Source organism: Chitinophaga sp. (assembly GCF_039596155.1).
Lineage (GTDB): Bacteria > Bacteroidota > Bacteroidia > Chitinophagales > Chitinophagaceae > Chitinophaga.
Genome location: NZ_JBCNKF010000014.1, coordinates 162,649 through 181,270 on the forward strand (window position 1 = coordinate 162,649; position 18,622 = coordinate 181,270).

An 18,622-nucleotide genomic window follows, 5' to 3' on the forward strand; every position below is an offset into this window, starting at 1 on the left:
CTCATTCCACTCCTTGTACATTCATACGCAATGTATACACAGACTCAGAAGCAGTAATAAGCAGTGTCTTCCTGTCTTTGCCGCCAAAGCAAACATTCCCGGTCCAGTGGGGGGATACATAAATGTTCCCTATTTTCTTACCCGTCTTATCAAACACAGTTACGCCGTTGCCTGTAATGTACAGGTTGCCTTCGCTGTCCAGTGTCATGCCGTCAGAGCCCATTGGTGCAAATTCCTGCCTGTTTTGGAGGGTACCATCCGGACTGATAGAATAGCGATACGTTTTACCGGCTTCAATGTCGGCCACATAAAGATATTTACCATCTGGTGTACCGACAATTCCATTAGGTTTTACAATTTTATCATCTACGATGATTGGTTTATTTTCCCCTTTGGCTAAGTAGTATACCTTCTGACCTGCGATGTCAGGTTGCTTGCGATCCCAGTACTCGCGCTGGTAATAAGGATCGGTGAAGTAAATACCACCTTTCGGATCAATCCATAGATCGTTGGGCCCGTTCAGTCGTTTACCTTCATAGTCGCTGAGCAGTACAGTTACTTTCTTATTTGGAGCGATCGACCACAGTTCATCTTTTTCATCGGCACAGGCAATGAGGTTGCCTTGTTTATCGAAGTAGAGCCCGTTTGCACGACCGGTCTTGTCCATGTATAAAGTGAGTTTACCTTTGGTATCGTAGCGCCAGATTTTATCATTAGGCTGATCTGTGAAGAAGATGTCTCCCTTTTTATTGACCGCAGGGCCTTCGGAAAAAGCGAATTTTGCCGGCAGTTGAATGAGTTGAGCACCAGGTGCGACTACGGGAAGGGTAGGAGGTTGTTGGCCTGACAGATGGGTAGTGGCATGCATGAAAACAATGAGGGTAAAAGCGTGGATCTTGTTCATCTTTTGATATTTGAGCCGTAAATGTCGAACTTTTCTTTTAGATATTACAGGGGAGTATGTTGGTGGTATAATAAGCAGGTACCTTGAAAAAGATGTACCTTGGGCGATATGTTTACGTACAGAAACCTTATGCGATTCGTTGCTGCTCCTGTGTGGCGGATCATTGAAGAGGAGTTTTATCCCAATACCCTGGAAGAACAGGGAGAAATATTACATTGGACTGATCGGGAAAGAAGATCCTTACCTGCTTTTTTTAATCACCCATTTCCCATTGTCAATACAGAAATGTTGCAGTTTCTGTTAGAGCATGTTGGTGAACAGTTTGAATATCGGTCAATTCAGATAGCGGGCCTGCCAGCAGATCAATATTACCGGCTTCATTTTAATGACTTGGGTAATCAAGACGAAATGATCACTGAAATTCAGGGTAAAAAAGTGTGGATCGATAAAGGTAACGGGCGGTTTCTTATTTCATCAGCATTAAAGAAATCCTTTGAGGAAACGGATCTTAAAGGGGTGAGTTGGGAGCCCACTATGGCGTATAAAAAAGAACAGAGTTATTATGACTATCTTTTTCAACAGCTTAAAGAGGCGCATGGAAATAATGATCTTGAGGCACTGAATGCGATTGTGGAATGTGCCCGTGCAAATGGTTTTTTCCTTTTCTATAATGATTTCGATGAGCGCCTTACGGTATTTTTCAACCTGTTATTACAGGTCTCAATTGATTTGTTAGATACGCCTCCTGCGTTTGTATCAGATCAGCTTTGGTTTTTTATAACTGAGGTGTACGATATTAAGTTTCATCAAATCCAACTGGGTGAATATCCTGCAGAGACAAGCCGGTTATATTTTGAATTAACCCAAAAGGTGCTACAACCTTCATTTCATCCACTGGAGCTAGATGAGGATAAAAAACTCCACTGGTACGGCAGGGCTCTCTATTTCATTAAGATGGCGAGCCACTGGTTCGCGGGTAGACCGGATGAATTTTTCTCCCTTTATCCCCTCATCCTTCCTTTGTGCTATGATCCCGCATACCATCTGGACGCATACTGGTTGGAAGAATACAAGGACCTGACTGACCTGACTGAGTCATAACAAAGTGACGAAATATGCCGGATGAGTGTCTTTTCAGGGTATGTCCCCGGTTTGGAAATAGCTATGGAGGCAATATCTTACAGGCGAGGAGCCTCAGGCAATCGTAACAAAAGGGGCCTCCAACATCCAGTTGAAAGCCCCTTTTAGTATCTTTAGTACATGGATACCACACAAGCACACAATGAAAAAATTGCAAAGCTCACATTTGCCTCCGTCTATCCTGCTTACCTCGCTAAAGTAGAAAAGAAAGGACGCACCAAAGAAGAACTGGATCAGGTGATCACCTGGCTAACCGGCTATAGCACAGCCGAACAACAGGCACTCATCGAAGAAAAAGCCACCTTCGCCACTTTCTTCCAGCGAGCCAGGCTCAACCCCAATGCAAGCCTCATTACCGGTGTAATCTGTGGCTACCGGGTGGAAGAAATCACTCACCCGCTCACGCAACAGGTACGTTATTTAGATAAACTGGTAGACGAACTCGCCAAAGGCAAAACAATGGAAAAGATCTTACGTACTACTTAAACCGTGCGTTGATCCATTTGCTAATATCCTCCAGCACCACGGGAGAAAATGTCTGCGAAATCCCTGCATATTCTGATGGCGCACCTGTGTTGCATTCCTGGAACAGGTGATTAAGTCCCGGGTATTCTTTAATGGTTACATCTTTATTACCTTTCAAAGCCGCTGCTATCGGGCCCAGATTCGCTTTGGGCGGTACCTGCAGGTCCTTTGCCCCATTTACAGCCAACACCGGGCACTTCACTTGTTTGAGCGAAGTCACAGGATCATATTTCATAAAAAACTTCATCCATGGCCATATTTTCATTATGTCCGCTGTCTGTGACGCAGCGAATTTTTCTGCTGTCGTACCTCCAGGTACATCTGCCGGGTATGCTGCTGCATATTTCATAAAACGCTCATTCAGTTCCTTTTTGATGATGGAATCATCCTCATTGCGAACGATGACGTCAAAGATACCCTGGTTGATTGCACTTGTTTTGGCAATCGTACTATCAGGCTCACCTTCTGCCCGTGATATCAATTCCGTTTGTAAGAGCAGCAATTTATCGCCCCGGATACCGGTGCCTGCCAGCATTACAATAAATGCGACATCTTTGTTCTTCGCAGCCACCATTGGTGCGATGACACCTCCTTCACTATGACCGATCAACCCGATTTGCTTCATATCTTTCCGCCCTTTCAGATATGCAACTGCACTTTCTACATCACTGGCAAAATCCTGTGAAGTAGCAGTTCTGAAGTTGCCAGTTGATTTTGCTGTACCCCGGTCATCGTATCTCAGTACGGCTATACCTTTGCGGGTCAGATAATCCGAAATAACGAGAAAAGGTTTATGCCCCAGCAGTTCTTCATCCCGGTTCTGAGCGCCACTACCTGTGATGAGGATCACAACCGGGTAAGCGCCATCCTTTTGTGGCTTGGTGAGTGTACCTGCAAGTGTTACGTTGGCCGCTGTATTATCAAACGTTACTTCTTCTGAGTAGTAGGGCAGTGGCAATGTGGGTTCCTGCGGACGCTTGGGTTTTTCTGTTTCACCCCTGTAAAACGTTAACGGAAATGACTGACCTCCCTGGTTAAAATTGCCGGTGATACTGTCGTTTTTAAATTCGCCCGTATATGATGCTTTGATAAGATCACTTTTAAAAGTAACAGCCGTTTCGTGGAGTGTAAATTCATTGACTGGTATATGAGCAGCACCCTGATCAGGACTCGACAGGTTCACTTTGTACCCGCTGTCTGATTTCGCGATTTGCAGGCCCAGGTGTAACCTGGCCTGGCTGCTGATCTTTAGTAATCCGTTCCACTCCCCGGTTATCTGCTGGGCTATTCCGGTTGCAGACAACAGCAGGATTAGAAAAGAGGTGATAGTTGCTTTTTTCATGGTTTTTTCTTTCTTATTGCTTTAAGAATATAGATGATAAGGAAGTATAAAAGAACACCTAAGGTGATGACAACAGGAATAAAGAAATCTCCTGATATTTCACGCAGACTTTTGGGGTTGTCGGTGATGCCGAAGAAGAATACGCCGGGGCCTACCCAGATCCCGGTTTGGGCAGGATTCACCAGTTTCAGCACGATCAGTACCGGGAAGGTGAGGAGCATCACTGTCATCAAGGCAAGCAGTATGTATGCCACGCCATTTCTTAAATTGAGGAACAGTGCCTGCAGCAGGTGCTTGATATTAAATGTCTTGATGGCCTGGTCAATTTTCTTACCGGCCACTACCTCCCTGAGGGTTATTTCCGGATCACCGATCCTGTCAAGGATATTTAACAGCGCCGTCATTTCATCGTCGCTATGGTCATTTATATACTCGTAAATGTAGCTGTTTATCTCCAACAGGCATTCTTCCTGGTCTTGCCGGGAAAGAGGCTTTACGACCCTCTTACAACGCTCTATATAGCTGTTGTATACTCTTTGGCTGGCAGGTTGTTTAAATTCGATCGCTTTCATGCGCATTTATTTAGTCAGGTTTTCATCTATTGATTTCTTCATCGCCGCGAGATTGATCCGGCCATTTTCCGAGATGTAGTAGTACTTCCGGGGAATGCCCGTTGGTTGTTCTATCCACTTGGATATCAGCAACTCTTCCTTCTGCAATCGGGTTAGCAGTGGGTACATGGTACTTTCAGTAACCTCGGTGTTAAAGTCATCTTTTAGATGCTGAATGAGTTCATAGCCATACCGTTCCTGTGCCTCCAGGGCTTTGAGAACGAAGTAGGGTAGTAGTCCTTTCTTTAATTGGGTCTCCCAATTTTTGATGAATTCGTTTTTCACAGGAGCAAATATATAGCATTGGGATGTACTATGCAATACGATGTATTATTAAATATTGCAAAAGACTGATAATCAATAAAATATTTTTTTTACATTGTTGCCACTTACCCCGATTTGTCAGCTTTTATTACGTACATCCAGCCGTTTTGGGAAGTAAATATTCCGCATTAGGTGCACATACGATACCTGTTTCATTACTATAATGACATGGGAGGAGATGGAGTAAATCCGGACCTCAGCAAGTAGCGGTCAATTAATGAGTGCTTTGCTAATTCCGCATAAAAGAGTTATCAGCAATACCGTGACTTGCTGATAGCTGTATAGAGTGAATGAAGTAACAGGAGTAGGTGGAAAGCTGTAAAGTGGTATTATAGAGGAGCTATCAGCACTAACGTGACTTGCTGATAGCTGTATAGAGCGAATCAGGTAACAGGAGTAAGTGGAGAGTCGTAAAGTAGTATTATAGAGGATCCATCAGCAACAACGTGATGTGCTGAGAGCTGTCTAGCGCGAATCAGGTAGCAGGAGTAAGTGTAAAGCTGTAAGGTGGTATTATAGAGGAGTTATCAGCAACAACGTGGCTTGCTGAAAGCTATATAGAGCGAATCAGGTAACGGAGTAAGTGGAGAGCCGTAAAGTAGTATTATAGAGGAGCCATCAGCAACAACGTGATGTGCTGAGAGCTGTCTAGCGCGAATCAGGTAGCAGGAGTAAGTGGAAAGCCGTAAAGTAGTATTATAGAGAATCCATCAGCACTAACGTGGCTTGCTGATAGCTATAACGAATCAGGTAACAGGAGTAAAAGGCTGCAAAGTGATGTTATAAAGGATCCATCAGCAACAACGTGGCGTGCTGAAAGCTATATAGAACGAATCAGGTAACAGGAGTAAGTGGAGAGCCGTGCCGTTGTATTTAAACAATAACTATGCAATACAATATGAATACAATGGCCCGGATACAAAAGAGGCCTGCATCCAAAGAAAGATACAGGCCCCCGTGTAGTTGTATTATTATTTGCTCGCTGTCGTATTACAAGTCGCGTTGTATGCCGTAAAGATCTGCGTACCCATATCCAGGAGTTTGCTACCTCCTCTGTCTAGTTCACCCTTGATCAGCTTACCCATAGCACTCTTCTTCTTTTCTTCTTTTGCAGGATCATATGTACTAAACCCGCTCGCTGCCAGCTTTTCAGCTACAGTAGGACAGTCGCTCACCAGTTTTTTGATATCAGCCGCAGCCAGTTCTTTTGGCTTGTCATCCCCTTTCTGCACCAGGATATCCGGGTTGTCGATGAGGTTTTGATTAGCGGCTTCCATTTCTGCCACATCACTGTTACCTACAGCTACCGGAGCAGGATAGCCATACAGCCGGTACATGGTAATAGGACCGTCTACAATTACTTCGGCCATGTGTGTTGTGTGAGACAGGTTCTTGATGGTTTTAATCTGCGCCCCTAAGCCGCCACCGCTGGTTAAAGCTTCCCGTTTGTTGGTAAATTTGATCAGGCGGAAATGTCTTTCTACGCTATCTTCAATAGCAACATATTCCTTCATGTCATCAACATCCATTTTACTAAATTTCTGTTTTTTCCTGGTCGGGTCAATGTTCTCTTTAGCAATGAATTTTACTTTTTTCTGGTTCTTCCACGGTGCGGAAGCCCCACCTACAAGTTTTACAATACCTTCGATCTTCTTGTCGTCTTTGGTAATAATGTAACCTTGTTTTTCTGTCCCTTTGAGTTCGTACTCTTCGTTGTCATTGTCTACATCCTGGGCAAAAGTAGCAATGGAGAGGATTAACAGTCCTACAGTCAAAATTGATTTTTTCATAGATATATTTGGAGATTATAAAAACAAAGTGGGTCTTATATGAATGGTATTAAAAGTGAAAAAATGTGATTTGTCCCTTAGTTTTGAAAATTAAAATGTCCCTGCGCCTTTCAGCACATTATTTTATTGTACAACCTTTCCTTTGGAAATGTTTGGGATTCAGGTGTATTGGTACTTAAACATAGGTAGTCCCGGAACCTCCCCCGGACACTGGGTTTTTATTACATGGCAAATATATGATATATTATTTTATTGTACAAATACATTTGAAGGACCGTATAATGGGGAGTAACCGTAATAGTTACTTCTGCTAACGCTCACACTACCGGAAATAGAGAAAGTTTTATCGTTATTCATGTACATCAAACCAATTTGCGCAGCGGGGTAGATGCCGAAATTGGTATTATTGGCGCGCACCGGCCCATAGCTTTTGCCTGCCATAGCCGGTTGGGAAAAGAAAATGCTGTTGGAATGAAAAAGGGTAGGGGTCGCAGAAATATTTCCAAAAGCAAACAGGTTATTAGTCAGCTGGCGGTTCAGCTGTAATGCCATCGGCGCAGATAAATAACTGCCACCACCGCCTTTGAATGCCACGAAACCGGTAGACACACCTGTATACCTGGTGACAAACCATTTGCTATGATGGTTGCTGGTATCGGCCGCCCGACTGGGTGTACTGAAAAGCGAAGGCCCTGATTGAGCCCTGGTCATACATGCCGACATTACAATCGCGATGAAAAGGATGGCGCGTTTCATACCATGAAGGTAACTATCCTTTTGGTTAAAAATGCTAATAAAATCATAATATTCTTTCCTGACCGTTACCTGCAGACCTGTTGCTACAAGTGAGCTACTTTCCCATGGGTCGAGTATGCGCAATACCTGCAGTGATTATGCCGCTGGCTTAACGGGTACGGGCTGTGTTTTAACTATATTCGAAAGGGCGATCAGGCCTGCACTCGTCATAATAGCACCGCTTAAAAACGGAAAACCTGCACCTGTCAGGTCTGGAATGCCTGATGAGAATAAAAAGGGCAGGCAATATAACATTCCTGCTATCCTGCTATTATTGCTGCGTATGCGCCGATTCTTTATCTTTAACCACAGCTATGGACAAATTAAGACAGCATATCGAACAGATCACTCCCCTGACAGATGAAGAATTTGAGCATGTCAACACATTCTTCACCCTGAAAAAGGTAAGGAAGAACCAATACCTGGTCCATGAAGGAGACGAAACAAAATATGAATACCTGGTGCTGTCAGGAATTTATAAAGTATTCTTTGTAGACAATGCAGGCCGGGAATACATTGTACAGTTTGCACAGCAAAACTGGTGGATGTCTGACTACGAAGCCTTTTTCAAAGAAAAGAATGCAACCATGTTCATTGAATGCATAGAAGCAGGTGAAGTATTGTATTCCACCCTTGCCGCCAGGGAAAAGCTATCTGCCGATCTGCATAAAATGGAACACTTTTTCAGGGTAAAGCTCACAAATGGTTATGTCGCACTACAGCAGCGCATCCGGTTATTACTTTCCAGTACGCCACAGCAGCGTTATGAGGAATTTTCTAAGTTATATCCTGAACTAATAGAACAGATACCTAAAAAACTGATAGCAGAATACCTGGGCGTAAGCCGGGAAACATTAAGCCGGTTATATTCACGCGACAAGTAACGGTGTGATCCGGATCACACTTTTTTAGTGATCTTACTCCTTCCCGGGGGGCATGTCATCGATGTAATTTTGAGTCATCAAACCACTTAAAAATTACATTATGAAAATCTTGATCATCGTTTCCAATGCCAATGCAATTGGCCCCCGCAACAGAAGAACAGGTACCTTTCTGCCAGAAGTCGCGCATCCTTATGCAGCATTCGATAAAGCAGGTTACCAGGTGGACTTTGCCAGCCTAACCGGCGATACCCCCTATTTAGATGCCCTGCATGAAGCAGCAGATCCGGATAACCTGAAATTTCTAACAGGAAAAGGATGGGCCGATATGCAGCATGCAAAGCTACTCTCTACAGTAGATGTAACCGGATATGATGCTGTATTTGTACCCGGTGGACTGGCTCCCATGGTAGATATGCCGGAAGCCCCCCTGTTGAAGAAAGTAATTGCTGAAACATACGAGCGCGGAGCAGTGGTAGGCGCTGTATGTCATGGCCCCGTATCGTTGCTGAATGTGAAACTGAGCGATGGCTCCTACCTCGTGAATGGCAGGCAGATCACGTCTTTCACGACTGAAGAAGAAGATAATTATGCAAGGGCAGATGTGCCTTTTGATCTGCAGTCTGCCCTGACCAGCCAGGGAGCCATATTTCATGCCGCTGCGCCCTGGTCTGCAAATAGTATTGCAGATGGCAGACTGGTTACCGGTCAGAATCCTGCTTCTGCAAAAGGAGTAGGCGAAAAAATAGTAGCTATCTTAGGAAAATAAAAAGGTATAAAATGAATATCTATGTGTTTGCCAAATGGCAGGTAAAAGAAGGTCAATTGAATACAGTGCTGGAATTATTGAAAGTGGCGGCAGCGAAGAGCCGGGAAGAAGAAGGAAATTTATTCTATGATATCCACCAGAGTCAGCAGGATGTAAATACACTGTTGTTATACGAAGGGTATACAAGTGAGGCGGCCGTGGCCGAACATCGTAATTCCGCATATTTTCAGGAGCTGGTCGTAGGGCAGATCGTACCTTTGCTGGAGAACAGGGAAGTGACCGTAGCTTCGAAACTGGATACCATCTAAGTAACGGGATTGTCTCAGGCAATTATATACCTTTGCACGATGGAAGATTTTATCATCATCGTCAATCGTATTGAAGACCTGCAATTAACACAGGACAGATCTGAGCTGGAACTCATTTTCGACAGGGCAAAACGCACCATTGTAGGTGGTCAGGACGTCCACCTGGTAAGACAAAGCCGGAACGGGCAGCAGGAAAAGTTCCAGACCATTTCCAATGAACAGGATTTTGAGGAATACAGAAAGCAGGTGTTCAGATTTCTCTGATCAGCTGCTTTCCAGTCCGCAGTATACATTTGAAAAGTCTTTTTTCGCCAGGTCGCTTTTGTGAATGACAAAATAGATTTCTCCCGCATCCCAGAAACAAAATCCCGGGCGCTGATCTGAGCTGACCCGTAACAGGACCATCCAGTCTTCCGGTTTGCCCCGCTTCGCATTTACAGCCTCTATTTCCGGCGTATCATGTTGTTTGAATACATAGGAGTTGATACTATGCTTCGGCCTGCCATCTGCGCCGTAAAGGCCCGTTTCTAACTGCTCCATTTCATCCCACATTTCTGACAGCTCTGCCAGTTCAGGATACAGGCTTTGTGCATTGTACATATTTGGAATGCCTGCATACTGGCGGGCAACTGCCTTAAACGGCGGATACGGTGCTTCGGCATCCAGTTCCCTGGCTGATACCAGTTCACTTAAGTCGCCATCAAAATATACCACCTTCGGATCCAGTTCCTCCTGGTCTTTGATAAAGAAATAAAGCACGCCGGTCCTGGGTAGGTAATCCTGCAAAGCGGCGATATCTGCACAATTGATCTGGGCGATAAACTCCATCCCTTCTTCATGCAGTTTCACTTCCCGGGGCAGATCCGGCAATCCGCCAAAACGATGATTCCCCTTTTCATGATAGGCATCTTCTTCTGTGGTGTCCAGACCGACTGCCTTGCGGCTGCGATGGATCAATCCTTCTTTATAATCATCCAGCCCCGCTGCCTGGATCTGTGTTGCTAGTACCTGTACCAGCACAGGATCATTTTCGGCCTGGAAAAGGCTGTCATTATAAGGTCCTGCTCCCTTATAAGTATAATCCAGCAGCGACATTTTCTTCTCCAGTTCGAGGTTTAGTATAGGAATATTTTCAAGGCCTGCAGGTAATTTTTCCAGTGGATTGTCTTCTATATTCAGATAGTCTAACTTCAGCACTGAATCAGGGATCGTCGTCAGCTGATTATTTGACAGTATCAGCGTTTCCAGTTTTTCCGGCAGCGCCGGGTGGATGGATTGCAGCTGGTTATCACTTAGATACAATTTGCTGAGTGCGGGCAACTGGAAAATATAAGGATGGATGCCTTCTATTTTACTATTCGATATCCGGATCGTTTCCAGTTTTTTCAGATCTCCCAGCCATTGTGGCAAGCGATCGAGCTGCGATACGCCTGTTAGTGCCAGGTGTTTCAACTGCTTCATTCGCTTTACGGCTGTAGGGATTTCCTTGAATTCATTCGCGCTCCTGAAGTCAATGAACAGGTTTTCTAATTGCGTGAGTGGATAGAGCGTTTCCTGCAATGTCGGCGGGTAGGGGTCTGTGAGCCACAGTTGTCTGACGATTTCCGGCGGCGCAGTAGCAACTTCCGCGGCGGTCAGGAAACGATATTTGTCCCATGGCAGGTCAGGATGAATCTTTACGGCCAGTTGTACAGGGAGATCTCCGAATGATCCACTGATGCCTAACCACCCGTCTTTCAGGGTCACCTCTCCGGAAAGATGATGGCTGTAATCAAATCCTCCCTTCCATACATAGGTAAGATAGGATGCTTCTCTTTCTTCTTCAAATAGAAATTGTCCCGTAGGCACTCCTGCGTTATAGATGCCTTTAAAATAGAATTGCAGGTATACCTTTTCATTACTGTAATCGTCCGTCAAGCCTGCTATAGGATATGGTGCTCTGGCGTCGATCTTCACATACAACGCACCATCTCCATCTGAGATAGAACAGTCGGCCGGGCCTGCCAGTGAAAATAGATGTTCACCTATCTGCCAGTACTCCTCACCCTCTTCTGGTACCACAAAGGGCGCATAAGTCCTGGCTACCGGCTCTTCCTGTAAAGGCTGTTCCCTGTATTTACCAATCACCGCCTCGATACCTGCCTGTTGATTTTCCATCGCTGCTACCGGGTCCCCAAAGTATTGCAGGCTTTGCCATGTTTCATCAAAAAGCGGTTCGTAATAATCCTTTCTCACCGTATCACAATCCCCGATAAAGGTGTAACCATACGTACTGTCAATAGCGATCAGTCCAAAGTAATAGAAATAGCCATCAGGAGAATGTACCGTTCTGATATCGGCAGTTAAACCCGCTACCTGCAGGGTTTTATCTGCGATGACTGTTACCTCCCCGCGTTGTTCCAGGCAACTGGCGCGGAAACGAGACAGAAGGTCATCTCCCTTGAATTTATCGTAAAAACTAAGTGTCGTCAAACCTGTAGTAATAAAAGAAAGATAGTCGTCATCTTTCTGGTGCTCTGCTGTAATACTTTCCCAGGCAATGCGTATGTGCTCATAAATTGGCGGAAAACTGATGCTGTAAGTTGCTGTTGAGGTTGACTTCATATCACTCATTTATAACAATGTGCGGTAAGTATACAATTTTTTGTGCGGGTCAGAAAACTTTGAAAAGAAGATTTATCCACAAATGAATAATGGCACAATTATGCGTGTGACATTATAAAACAATTTGTATGGTAGAGAAGATTCAGGTCAACAACCAGGATGTATGGTTATTAATTGAACCCCGGGATGCACAGCATGGTGATCCAAATGTAATTCCGACTGAATATTTTATTGTGTCGTACGCTCTGAAAGAGCCTGCAGGGGTACATGAAACCGGTACGATCTTTCAGGATACGAATGGTGAACCCCGGCATTTTTACTCGCCTGTAGAAGCTGTGGAATATGCTGTAGAAAAATTGCCGGTCATATTAGGATAGTGATGAAAATAGCGACTTACAATGTGAATGGTGTCAATGGCCGGCTGCCTGTATTAATAAAATGGCTGAAAGAGGCAAAGCCTGATATAGTTTGTCTGCAGGAATTAAAGACACCGGATGAAAAGTTTCCGCAGGAAAGTCTGGAAGCCATAGGTTACAATGCCATCTGGCATGGACAGAAGAGCTGGAATGGCGTGGCCATCCTCACAAAGAACGGCTGCGCGGTAGAGGCGATTTACAAAGGATTACCCGGAGATCCGGAGGATATACAAAGCAGGTACATAGAAGCAAAGATCAATGGGATCATTATTGCCTGTTTGTATCTGCCCAATGGCAACCCTGCACCAGGGCCTAAATTTGACTACAAAATGGCCTGGTATAAACGGCTTCTTACCAAGGCAAGGCGATTGATTAAAAAAGGGACCCCGGTCATATTAGTGGGAGATTATAATACTGTGCCCACGGAGCTGGATGCGCACAAACCGGAACGTTGGGTGAATGATGCTGTATTCTTTCCGGAACCACGTGCTGCGTTTCAAAAGCTCTTAAAGCAGGGTTGGATAGATGCGATCCGAACGTTATATCCTGAAGAAAAATTATTTACTTACTGGGATTACTTCGCAAATGCATTCAAGCGAAATGCCGGAATCCGGATGGATCATTTTTTATTATCTCCCGATCTGAAAGATTTTCTGTCAGGAGGAGGGGTGGATAAACATGTGAGGGCCTGGGAAAAAACCAGCGATCATGCACCCGTATGGATTGAAATTACTGACCAGTAAGTTATGGATAGCGTGATCTTCCATGAAAGATCAGGATTTGAAAGAATTGGATGGATGTAAGAAGTGGGCCGAAAAAATGGGCAGTGGCTACATCTCTTATTACGAAGATAATTTCCTGGCTCCTCCAGGGCTTACCGATTACAAACCAGGTTTACAGAAAAATCGCTTACGGCAGGTGGGTATTAAACAGGGCGTGCAGTAATAATTTTTGCTGTACCTTTGCCGCCCAATCAGTAAACCATACCTAATGTTTCCAAAATTAGCATTACCTGTGGCTGCCAGCATTCTTTATGCGATGACGCTGCCGGCGCAGGATAAAATAAACGAACTGGATGCTGTTACCGTTACTGCCACTGTCAATCCGGTAGCCAGTTCAAAAACAGGTCGAAACTTATTCGTTATAAAAGGAGAGGACATTGCTAAAATGCCTGTTCATTCCATCGATGAAGTACTCCGCTATCTGCCAGGGGTGGAAGTACAGTCAAAAGGCCCGATGGGCGCAGCCAGTGATATCGTCATCCGCGGCGGTACCTTCCAGCAGGTATTAGTGATTCTCGATGGTATACGCGTCAATGACCCTAATACCGGTCACTTTAGCAGTTACATACCAGTGAACCCCGCTGAAATAGATCATATCGAAGTACTGAAAGGTGCGTCTTCTGCTATCTATGGCTCTGATGCCGTAGGCGGTGTAATCCATATCATTACCAAAACTTTCGCCAATAACCAGCATGCTGCCCCATCCAGCCAATTCACGGCGGGCGCCACAGGTGGAGCATATGGATTGTTCAATGCCAACGCGAATGCCTATTACGCTACTGATAAGCTGGCTGTCAATATCGGCGGACAAACCAATAATGCGGACGGACAACCACAGCGTGGTATAGATGGCTATTTCCATCTGCATACCATCTCCGGGTCCGCCAGCTACAAGCTCAGTGATAGCTGGAAACTCTCTTACCGCCTGAGTTACGACGACAGGAAGTTTGCCGCACAGAATTTCTATACTACCTACGTTTCCGATACCGCCAGCGAAAAGTTGTCTACGTGGTGGCAACAGTTAAACCTCCAATATCATAAGAACAACAATTCATTCAGTCTGATGGCCGGTTATAAGAATATGAATGACCATTATGTGTACAACCCGGTTTCTGTAGCCAACAATAATCGTAGTAAGTTATACCAGTCGCTCGCATTGTACGAACATAAGTTCAACAGCGATATCAGTTTTGTAGCGGGTGGTCAGTTCCAGCAAAAAAGTATTGTCTCTAACGACAGGGGGAACCATACCGTTAACCAGGCAGCAGGTTTTGCTTCCCTCACAGCTACGCTATGGCATGCCCTTACATTAAGCCCTGCATTGAGACTGGACTGGGATGAACGCAGTGGTGCGGAACTGGTACCTCAACTGAATGCCAGCTATAGAACAGGCCAGTTCCAGATCCGTGGTAGTGCTGGTAAAACCATTCGCAATGCAGATTTTACAGAGCGTTACAACAACAATAACAAACCCCTCGTTACAAGTGGTAAGATTGGTAATCCTGACCTGAAGGCTGAAAGTTCTTTTAGCTATGAAGCCGGTGCAGATTACTTTGGTAAATTTATCCGTGTGTCTTCTACCTTATTCCAGCGCAGATATAATGACCTGATCGACTGGACAACGACCCCCTACAACAACATGCCTTATAAGCATAATCTGTCTCCAAATGGGGTGTATTCACTGGCTACGAACATCTCTAAGATGGTGACCAGCGGGGTAGAAACAGATATCCAGTTCACCAGGACCTACCATGAAAAACACCAGGTAAGTGCAACTGCAGGCGCTACGTGGTTGTACTCTGATATACAGGAAGGACAACAGTCTTTTTATATATCATCACATGCCCGCTTCCTGCTGAATGGTATGTTGTCTTATCGCAACCAGTTATTTGGTGTCAGTGTAAACGGGCTATACAAAGTGAGAGACCCACAGGCAGTGAACGGCATTGCAGGCATGGTAACGAAAGAATACTTTGTAGCAAGTGTGAAAGCCGATGTATTCGTCATTAAGAATAAACTCAGCCTGAATGTGGAGGCTGATAACGTGTTCAATAAAACATATGCAGACCTTACGGGCGCCCAGATGCCAGGGAGATGGCTGATGGGAGGGATGAGACTGACTTTATAGCCATCACCATAACCGGGCGAACGGGCATATATCACTCGTAGCGGGAATGCGCTGAGGATGAAGGCGAAGAAAATTTTCTGCATCATATCCGCCGGGAAAAGAGGGCTGTCTCAAACTTTGAGACCGCCCTCTTTTTTTTACCCTGTTTTCATGCAGAAAGCCTGCACTCTATCGATATGGCATTCACGGTAGCACACTGTACCTGCCAGAAGAATAAGATCTGTATTCATATTGTTCCGGTACAATTCATTAAATTGTTAGTTCAATACAAACACGCATGATTTATATAATCGGATTTGGCGCTATTGGCAGAGCATTATCCCTGTTTCTTGTTGCCCGAGGCAGAAGAGTCACAGTGATACGTGGCAGCGTGAACGATGGTAGTAGAACGCAGGAAGAGGTGGTTGTAGAACTGGCAGATGGCACCCTACTCACACAAACAATACCGGTTGTTACACTGGATGCTGTCGATCATATCGATGGACTTGTGGTTCTCACTACGAAATCGTTTGGCAATAAGGACCTTGCCTTGAAGCTGGCATCCAGGGTGCAGCAGACCCCTGTTGTGATACTCCAGAATGGATTAAATGTAGAGGCACCTTTTACCAGCCTTGGATTCAGACATATATACCGGTGCGTGCTGTTTTCCACCAGCCTGATCCTTGAAAATGGTGTAGTCAGATTCAGACCGGTTACAGATTCGCCTGTAGGGACCATACAAGGAGACGTATCTACATTACAGGAAATTGTATCCCAGATAAATACACCCTGGTTCCCATTCAGAGAAGAACAACATATTCAACAGGTCATCTGGAAAAAGGCGATCATGAATACAGTCTTTAATTCCATTTGCCCCTTACTGGAAACCGATAATGGCATTTTTTACAGAGATGCTTTCGCCTTACATATCGCTCAAAAGCTGATCAGTTCATGCCTGGCAGTAGCTGCCAAAGCTGGTGTCCATCTGAGTCCTGAGGAAATTGAAACCGGGTTGATAAATATCAGTAAGGCTTCAGCAGGTCAATCTATCTCTACATTACAGGATATCAGTAATGGCAGGCAAACGGAAATAGACACCCTGAATTTTGAAATATTCAGAATCGCCCAACAACAAGGGATGGAGGCAACAGCAAATGATATCTTATTATTGGGTGAATTGATAAAGCTCAAAGAACAAATAAACCTGAAGTCCTGATAGTAAAAATGACCCGGTTTTACCCATGGAAGCCAGCCGGAAGGGTATGACGTAACAACTACGTGCTGCTATCCAGGCTAATTTACAGGCACGTTCGGCTTTCCCCTGAAAAATAATCTCGCAACAGTAAAGCATGCGACAATAAATAGCAACCACAAGGGACGTGTATCTAACTGCTTCGATGCAGGCGACATGAACACGGATATAAGCGGCAGGCCAATACCACCTCCTACAAAGTAGGCAGTGTTAATCAAACTGGCAGCAATCCCCAGATTTTCTGCGGGCACATGTTCCATCGCAATAACGGTATATCCGGTGTAGCAAAGCGTCATGCCTATACCTGCAATACAGGCACCACCTGCCAGCAGGAATGCTAAACTGTGTAGCTGCACCGCCAGCACCAACGATAATGTACCAGCAAGCATAGCGATTGCACCACTCATTGCAATTGTTTTTGCGGACAATTTCTTTGAGAGCGCTGGTAGCCCGAACCGTCCCAGCAGGATAGAAATAATATTAAATGGCATCATCAGCAGTCCTGACCCGGCAGCGCTGAATCCAAAGTTTTGCTGTACGAGAAAGCTCATCAGGAATAGATAGCCTGTGAACAATGCGCCTAACAAAAAGAATAGCAATGTGCCTTTACGGAGGGATGATAGTAGTAGTACCCGGATGTCCAGTAACGGATACGCCTGTGTCTTGAGCCGGTAGTACAGGTAATAGGACGACACAGACAATAAGAGTACAGATATGATCAGGTGACTTCCCTCTGTGATCTTTGACAGGCACAGCATGCCGAGTACGAGGGCAATAGCAGCGGGAATATCTGGTAGTTGACGATCTGTTGTTACGTCTTTTTCGAGATAGATATAGGCAATCACCAGTATCAACAAAAGAATAGGTACGTTGATGAGGAACACCCAGGACCATCCCCAGTAGTTAGCAATGATCCCACCTACAGATACGCCGCCTGCGGCACCGGTTGCCGCAAACGAACCAAAGATTCCCATGGCTCTTCCCCGTTCATGTGGTTCAGTAAAATAATAATTGACAATAGAGAAAGCAGCAGGCATCAGCAAGGCAGCTCCCAATCCCTGTAAAGCCCTGAAGAGGACGAGGTAATTGAGTGTATGTGTCAGACCTGCTCCCAGTGAGGTGAACAGGAAGATGGCGCATCCTGCCATAAAGATGGTTTTCCTCCCCAGGTAGTCAGATAGTTTACCGCCTAAAATTAGAAAACTCCCATAGATCAGGATATAGATACTTTGAATTTTATATCCGGAGTCATTGCTTAATCCCAGATCGGCTTCAATTTTCGGCAATGCCAGGTTCACAATCGCAATGTCCAGGGCTTCTACGAAGATGCCCATGGAGGCGATAGCCAATACAAGATTTTTATTCAGTGAACGCATGACGTTTCGGTAGTAGTTTGGAGAGTGTATCAGTGCTGGTAGTGATCCCAAAGAGTTCACTCCGGAAGCAAAATTAGGATCATATTTTTTGCAAACCGGGACATTTGACCCGGATAAATGGAAATGCGCGACACGAATTCATGTGTGTGGCGATTGCAGGTGATTTTAGCGGATCATCCGGGAACATTTTTTAACGCAGAAGTGTGGTGATGTTTCGTATGAAATGTAGGGAGGGGATTTTCCTCAAACAGCAGAATCAGGAATTTTTCACTGATCCGGGTTGCAGTTTTTAACGCAGAAGCATGTTGGATGTTTTCGGATGAAATGTAGGGAAGGGATTGTTTCCAAATAGCAGGATCCGGAATTTTTCACTGATCCGGGTTGCAGTTTTTAACGCAGAAGTATGTTGGATGTTTTCGGACGAAATGTAGGGAGGGGATTGTTTCCAAATAGCAGGATCCGGAATTTTTCACTCATCCGGGTTGCAGTTTTTAACGCAGAAGCATGTTGGATGTTTCCGGATGAAATGTAGGGAGGGGATTGTCCTTCAATAGCAGGATCTGGAATTTTTTCACTGATCCGGATCGTAATTTTTAACGTACAGGCATGGCGAATAATTCAGGATGAAATGTTAGGAAAGTATGGATCATAGAAAGCACGCCTACAGAAGCTATTCATGAATTACAGGGAGCTTGC

Annotated in this window: 19 protein-coding genes; 11 read left to right on the plus strand and 8 right to left on the minus strand. The window is 44.9% G+C overall.

The features are described from left to right. Nucleotide 1 precedes the first annotated feature (1 nt). Complete coding sequence (locus tag ABDW33_RS15430; RefSeq protein ID WP_343690971.1) at nt 2-904, minus strand: SMP-30/gluconolactonase/LRE family protein; 903 nt, start codon at nt 902-904, stop codon at nt 2-4. A gap of 99 nt (nt 905-1,003) precedes the next feature. Here ABDW33_RS15430 and ABDW33_RS15435 point away from each other — a divergent pair, with 99 nt between their 5' ends. Further along, nucleotides 1,004-2,005, plus strand: a complete 1,002-nt coding sequence (locus ABDW33_RS15435; protein WP_343690972.1) for a hypothetical protein — start codon at nt 1,004-1,006, stop codon at nt 2,003-2,005. Between the two features lie 159 nt (nt 2,006-2,164). Then, complete coding sequence (locus tag ABDW33_RS15440; RefSeq protein ID WP_343690973.1) at nt 2,165-2,530, plus strand: DUF2200 domain-containing protein; 366 nt, start codon at nt 2,165-2,167, stop codon at nt 2,528-2,530. Here ABDW33_RS15440 and ABDW33_RS15445 read toward each other — a convergent pair. The 5 genes from ABDW33_RS15445 to ABDW33_RS15465 form a co-directional block, all read right to left on the minus strand. Then, on the minus strand, nt 2,523-3,911 hold the full coding sequence (locus ABDW33_RS15445; RefSeq protein WP_343690974.1) for an alpha/beta fold hydrolase: 1,389 nt from the start codon (nt 3,909-3,911) through the stop codon (nt 2,523-2,525). The genes ABDW33_RS15440 and ABDW33_RS15445 overlap by 8 nt on opposite strands. Then, nucleotides 3,908-4,483, minus strand: coding sequence for a hypothetical protein (locus tag ABDW33_RS15450; RefSeq protein ID WP_343690975.1), 576 nt, complete (start codon nt 4,481-4,483; stop codon nt 3,908-3,910). The genes ABDW33_RS15445 and ABDW33_RS15450 overlap by 4 nt, the downstream gene beginning before the upstream one ends. 6 nt (nt 4,484-4,489) lie before the next feature. Further along, a complete protein-coding gene (locus tag ABDW33_RS15455; RefSeq protein ID WP_343690976.1) occupies nt 4,490-4,807 on the minus strand; it encodes a PadR family transcriptional regulator in 318 nt (105 codons plus the stop codon). Nucleotides 4,808-5,817: 1,010 nt separating this feature from the next. After that, entirely contained in the window at nt 5,818-6,636 is an 819-nt protein-coding gene (locus ABDW33_RS15460) for a hypothetical protein (RefSeq protein WP_343690977.1), read from the minus strand. A 249-nt stretch (nt 6,637-6,885) separates the two neighbouring features. Continuing rightward, nucleotides 6,886-7,515, minus strand: a complete 630-nt coding sequence (locus tag ABDW33_RS15465) for a hypothetical protein (protein ID WP_343690978.1) — start codon at nt 7,513-7,515, stop codon at nt 6,886-6,888. A 230-nt stretch (nt 7,516-7,745) separates the two neighbouring features. Here ABDW33_RS15465 and ABDW33_RS15470 point away from each other — a divergent pair, with 230 nt between their 5' ends. The 4 genes from ABDW33_RS15470 (at nt 7,746) to ABDW33_RS15485 (ending at nt 9,653) form a co-directional block, all read left to right on the plus strand. Further along, entirely contained in the window at nt 7,746-8,315 is a 570-nt protein-coding gene (locus ABDW33_RS15470) for a Crp/Fnr family transcriptional regulator (RefSeq protein ID WP_343690979.1), read from the plus strand. Nucleotides 8,316-8,415: 100 nt separating this feature from the next. Continuing rightward, entirely contained in the window at nt 8,416-9,081 is a 666-nt protein-coding gene (locus tag ABDW33_RS15475; protein WP_343690980.1) for a type 1 glutamine amidotransferase domain-containing protein, read from the plus strand. Nucleotides 9,082-9,092: 11 nt separating this feature from the next. Continuing rightward, nucleotides 9,093-9,389: a putative quinol monooxygenase gene (locus ABDW33_RS15480; RefSeq protein WP_343690981.1), complete on the plus strand. Its 297-nt coding sequence runs from the start codon at nt 9,093-9,095 to the stop codon at nt 9,387-9,389. Between the two features lie 39 nt (nt 9,390-9,428). Continuing rightward, on the plus strand, nt 9,429-9,653 hold the full coding sequence (locus ABDW33_RS15485; protein ID WP_343690982.1) for a hypothetical protein: 225 nt from the start codon (nt 9,429-9,431) through the stop codon (nt 9,651-9,653). Here the strand turns inward: ABDW33_RS15485 and ABDW33_RS15490 are convergent, their stop codons facing one another. Continuing rightward, nucleotides 9,654-11,993: a DUF1963 domain-containing protein gene (locus ABDW33_RS15490; protein ID WP_343690983.1), complete on the minus strand. Its 2,340-nt coding sequence runs from the start codon at nt 11,991-11,993 to the stop codon at nt 9,654-9,656. Nucleotides 11,994-12,121: 128 nt separating this feature from the next. Between ABDW33_RS15490 and ABDW33_RS15495 the strand changes: the two genes are divergently transcribed. From ABDW33_RS15495 to ABDW33_RS15515, 5 genes are all read left to right on the plus strand, one after another. Next, nucleotides 12,122-12,370 carry a hypothetical protein gene (locus tag ABDW33_RS15495; protein WP_343690984.1) on the plus strand — a complete coding sequence of 83 codons (249 nt, stop codon included), beginning with the start codon at nt 12,122-12,124 and terminating at the stop codon, nt 12,368-12,370. Nucleotides 12,371-12,372: 2 nt separating this feature from the next. Then, nucleotides 12,373-13,152 carry an exodeoxyribonuclease III gene (gene xth, locus ABDW33_RS15500; RefSeq protein ID WP_343690985.1) on the plus strand — a complete coding sequence of 260 codons (780 nt, stop codon included), beginning with the start codon at nt 12,373-12,375 and terminating at the stop codon, nt 13,150-13,152. Between the two features lie 22 nt (nt 13,153-13,174). Further along, nucleotides 13,175-13,354 (plus strand): hypothetical protein, encoded by a 180-nt coding sequence (locus ABDW33_RS15505; protein ID WP_343690986.1) that lies wholly within the window; start codon nt 13,175-13,177, stop codon nt 13,352-13,354. Between the two features lie 45 nt (nt 13,355-13,399). Beyond that, on the plus strand, nt 13,400-15,319 hold the full coding sequence (locus ABDW33_RS15510; protein WP_343690987.1) for a TonB-dependent receptor: 1,920 nt from the start codon (nt 13,400-13,402) through the stop codon (nt 15,317-15,319). Between the two features lie 277 nt (nt 15,320-15,596). Further along, complete coding sequence (locus ABDW33_RS15515) at nt 15,597-16,514, plus strand: 2-dehydropantoate 2-reductase (protein WP_343690988.1); 918 nt, start codon at nt 15,597-15,599, stop codon at nt 16,512-16,514. A gap of 77 nt (nt 16,515-16,591) precedes the next feature. Here the strand turns inward: ABDW33_RS15515 and ABDW33_RS15520 are convergent, their stop codons facing one another. Beyond that, a complete protein-coding gene (locus tag ABDW33_RS15520; RefSeq protein WP_343690989.1) occupies nt 16,592-17,926 on the minus strand; it encodes an MFS transporter in 1,335 nt (444 codons plus the stop codon). Nucleotides 17,927-18,622 lie beyond the last annotated feature (696 nt).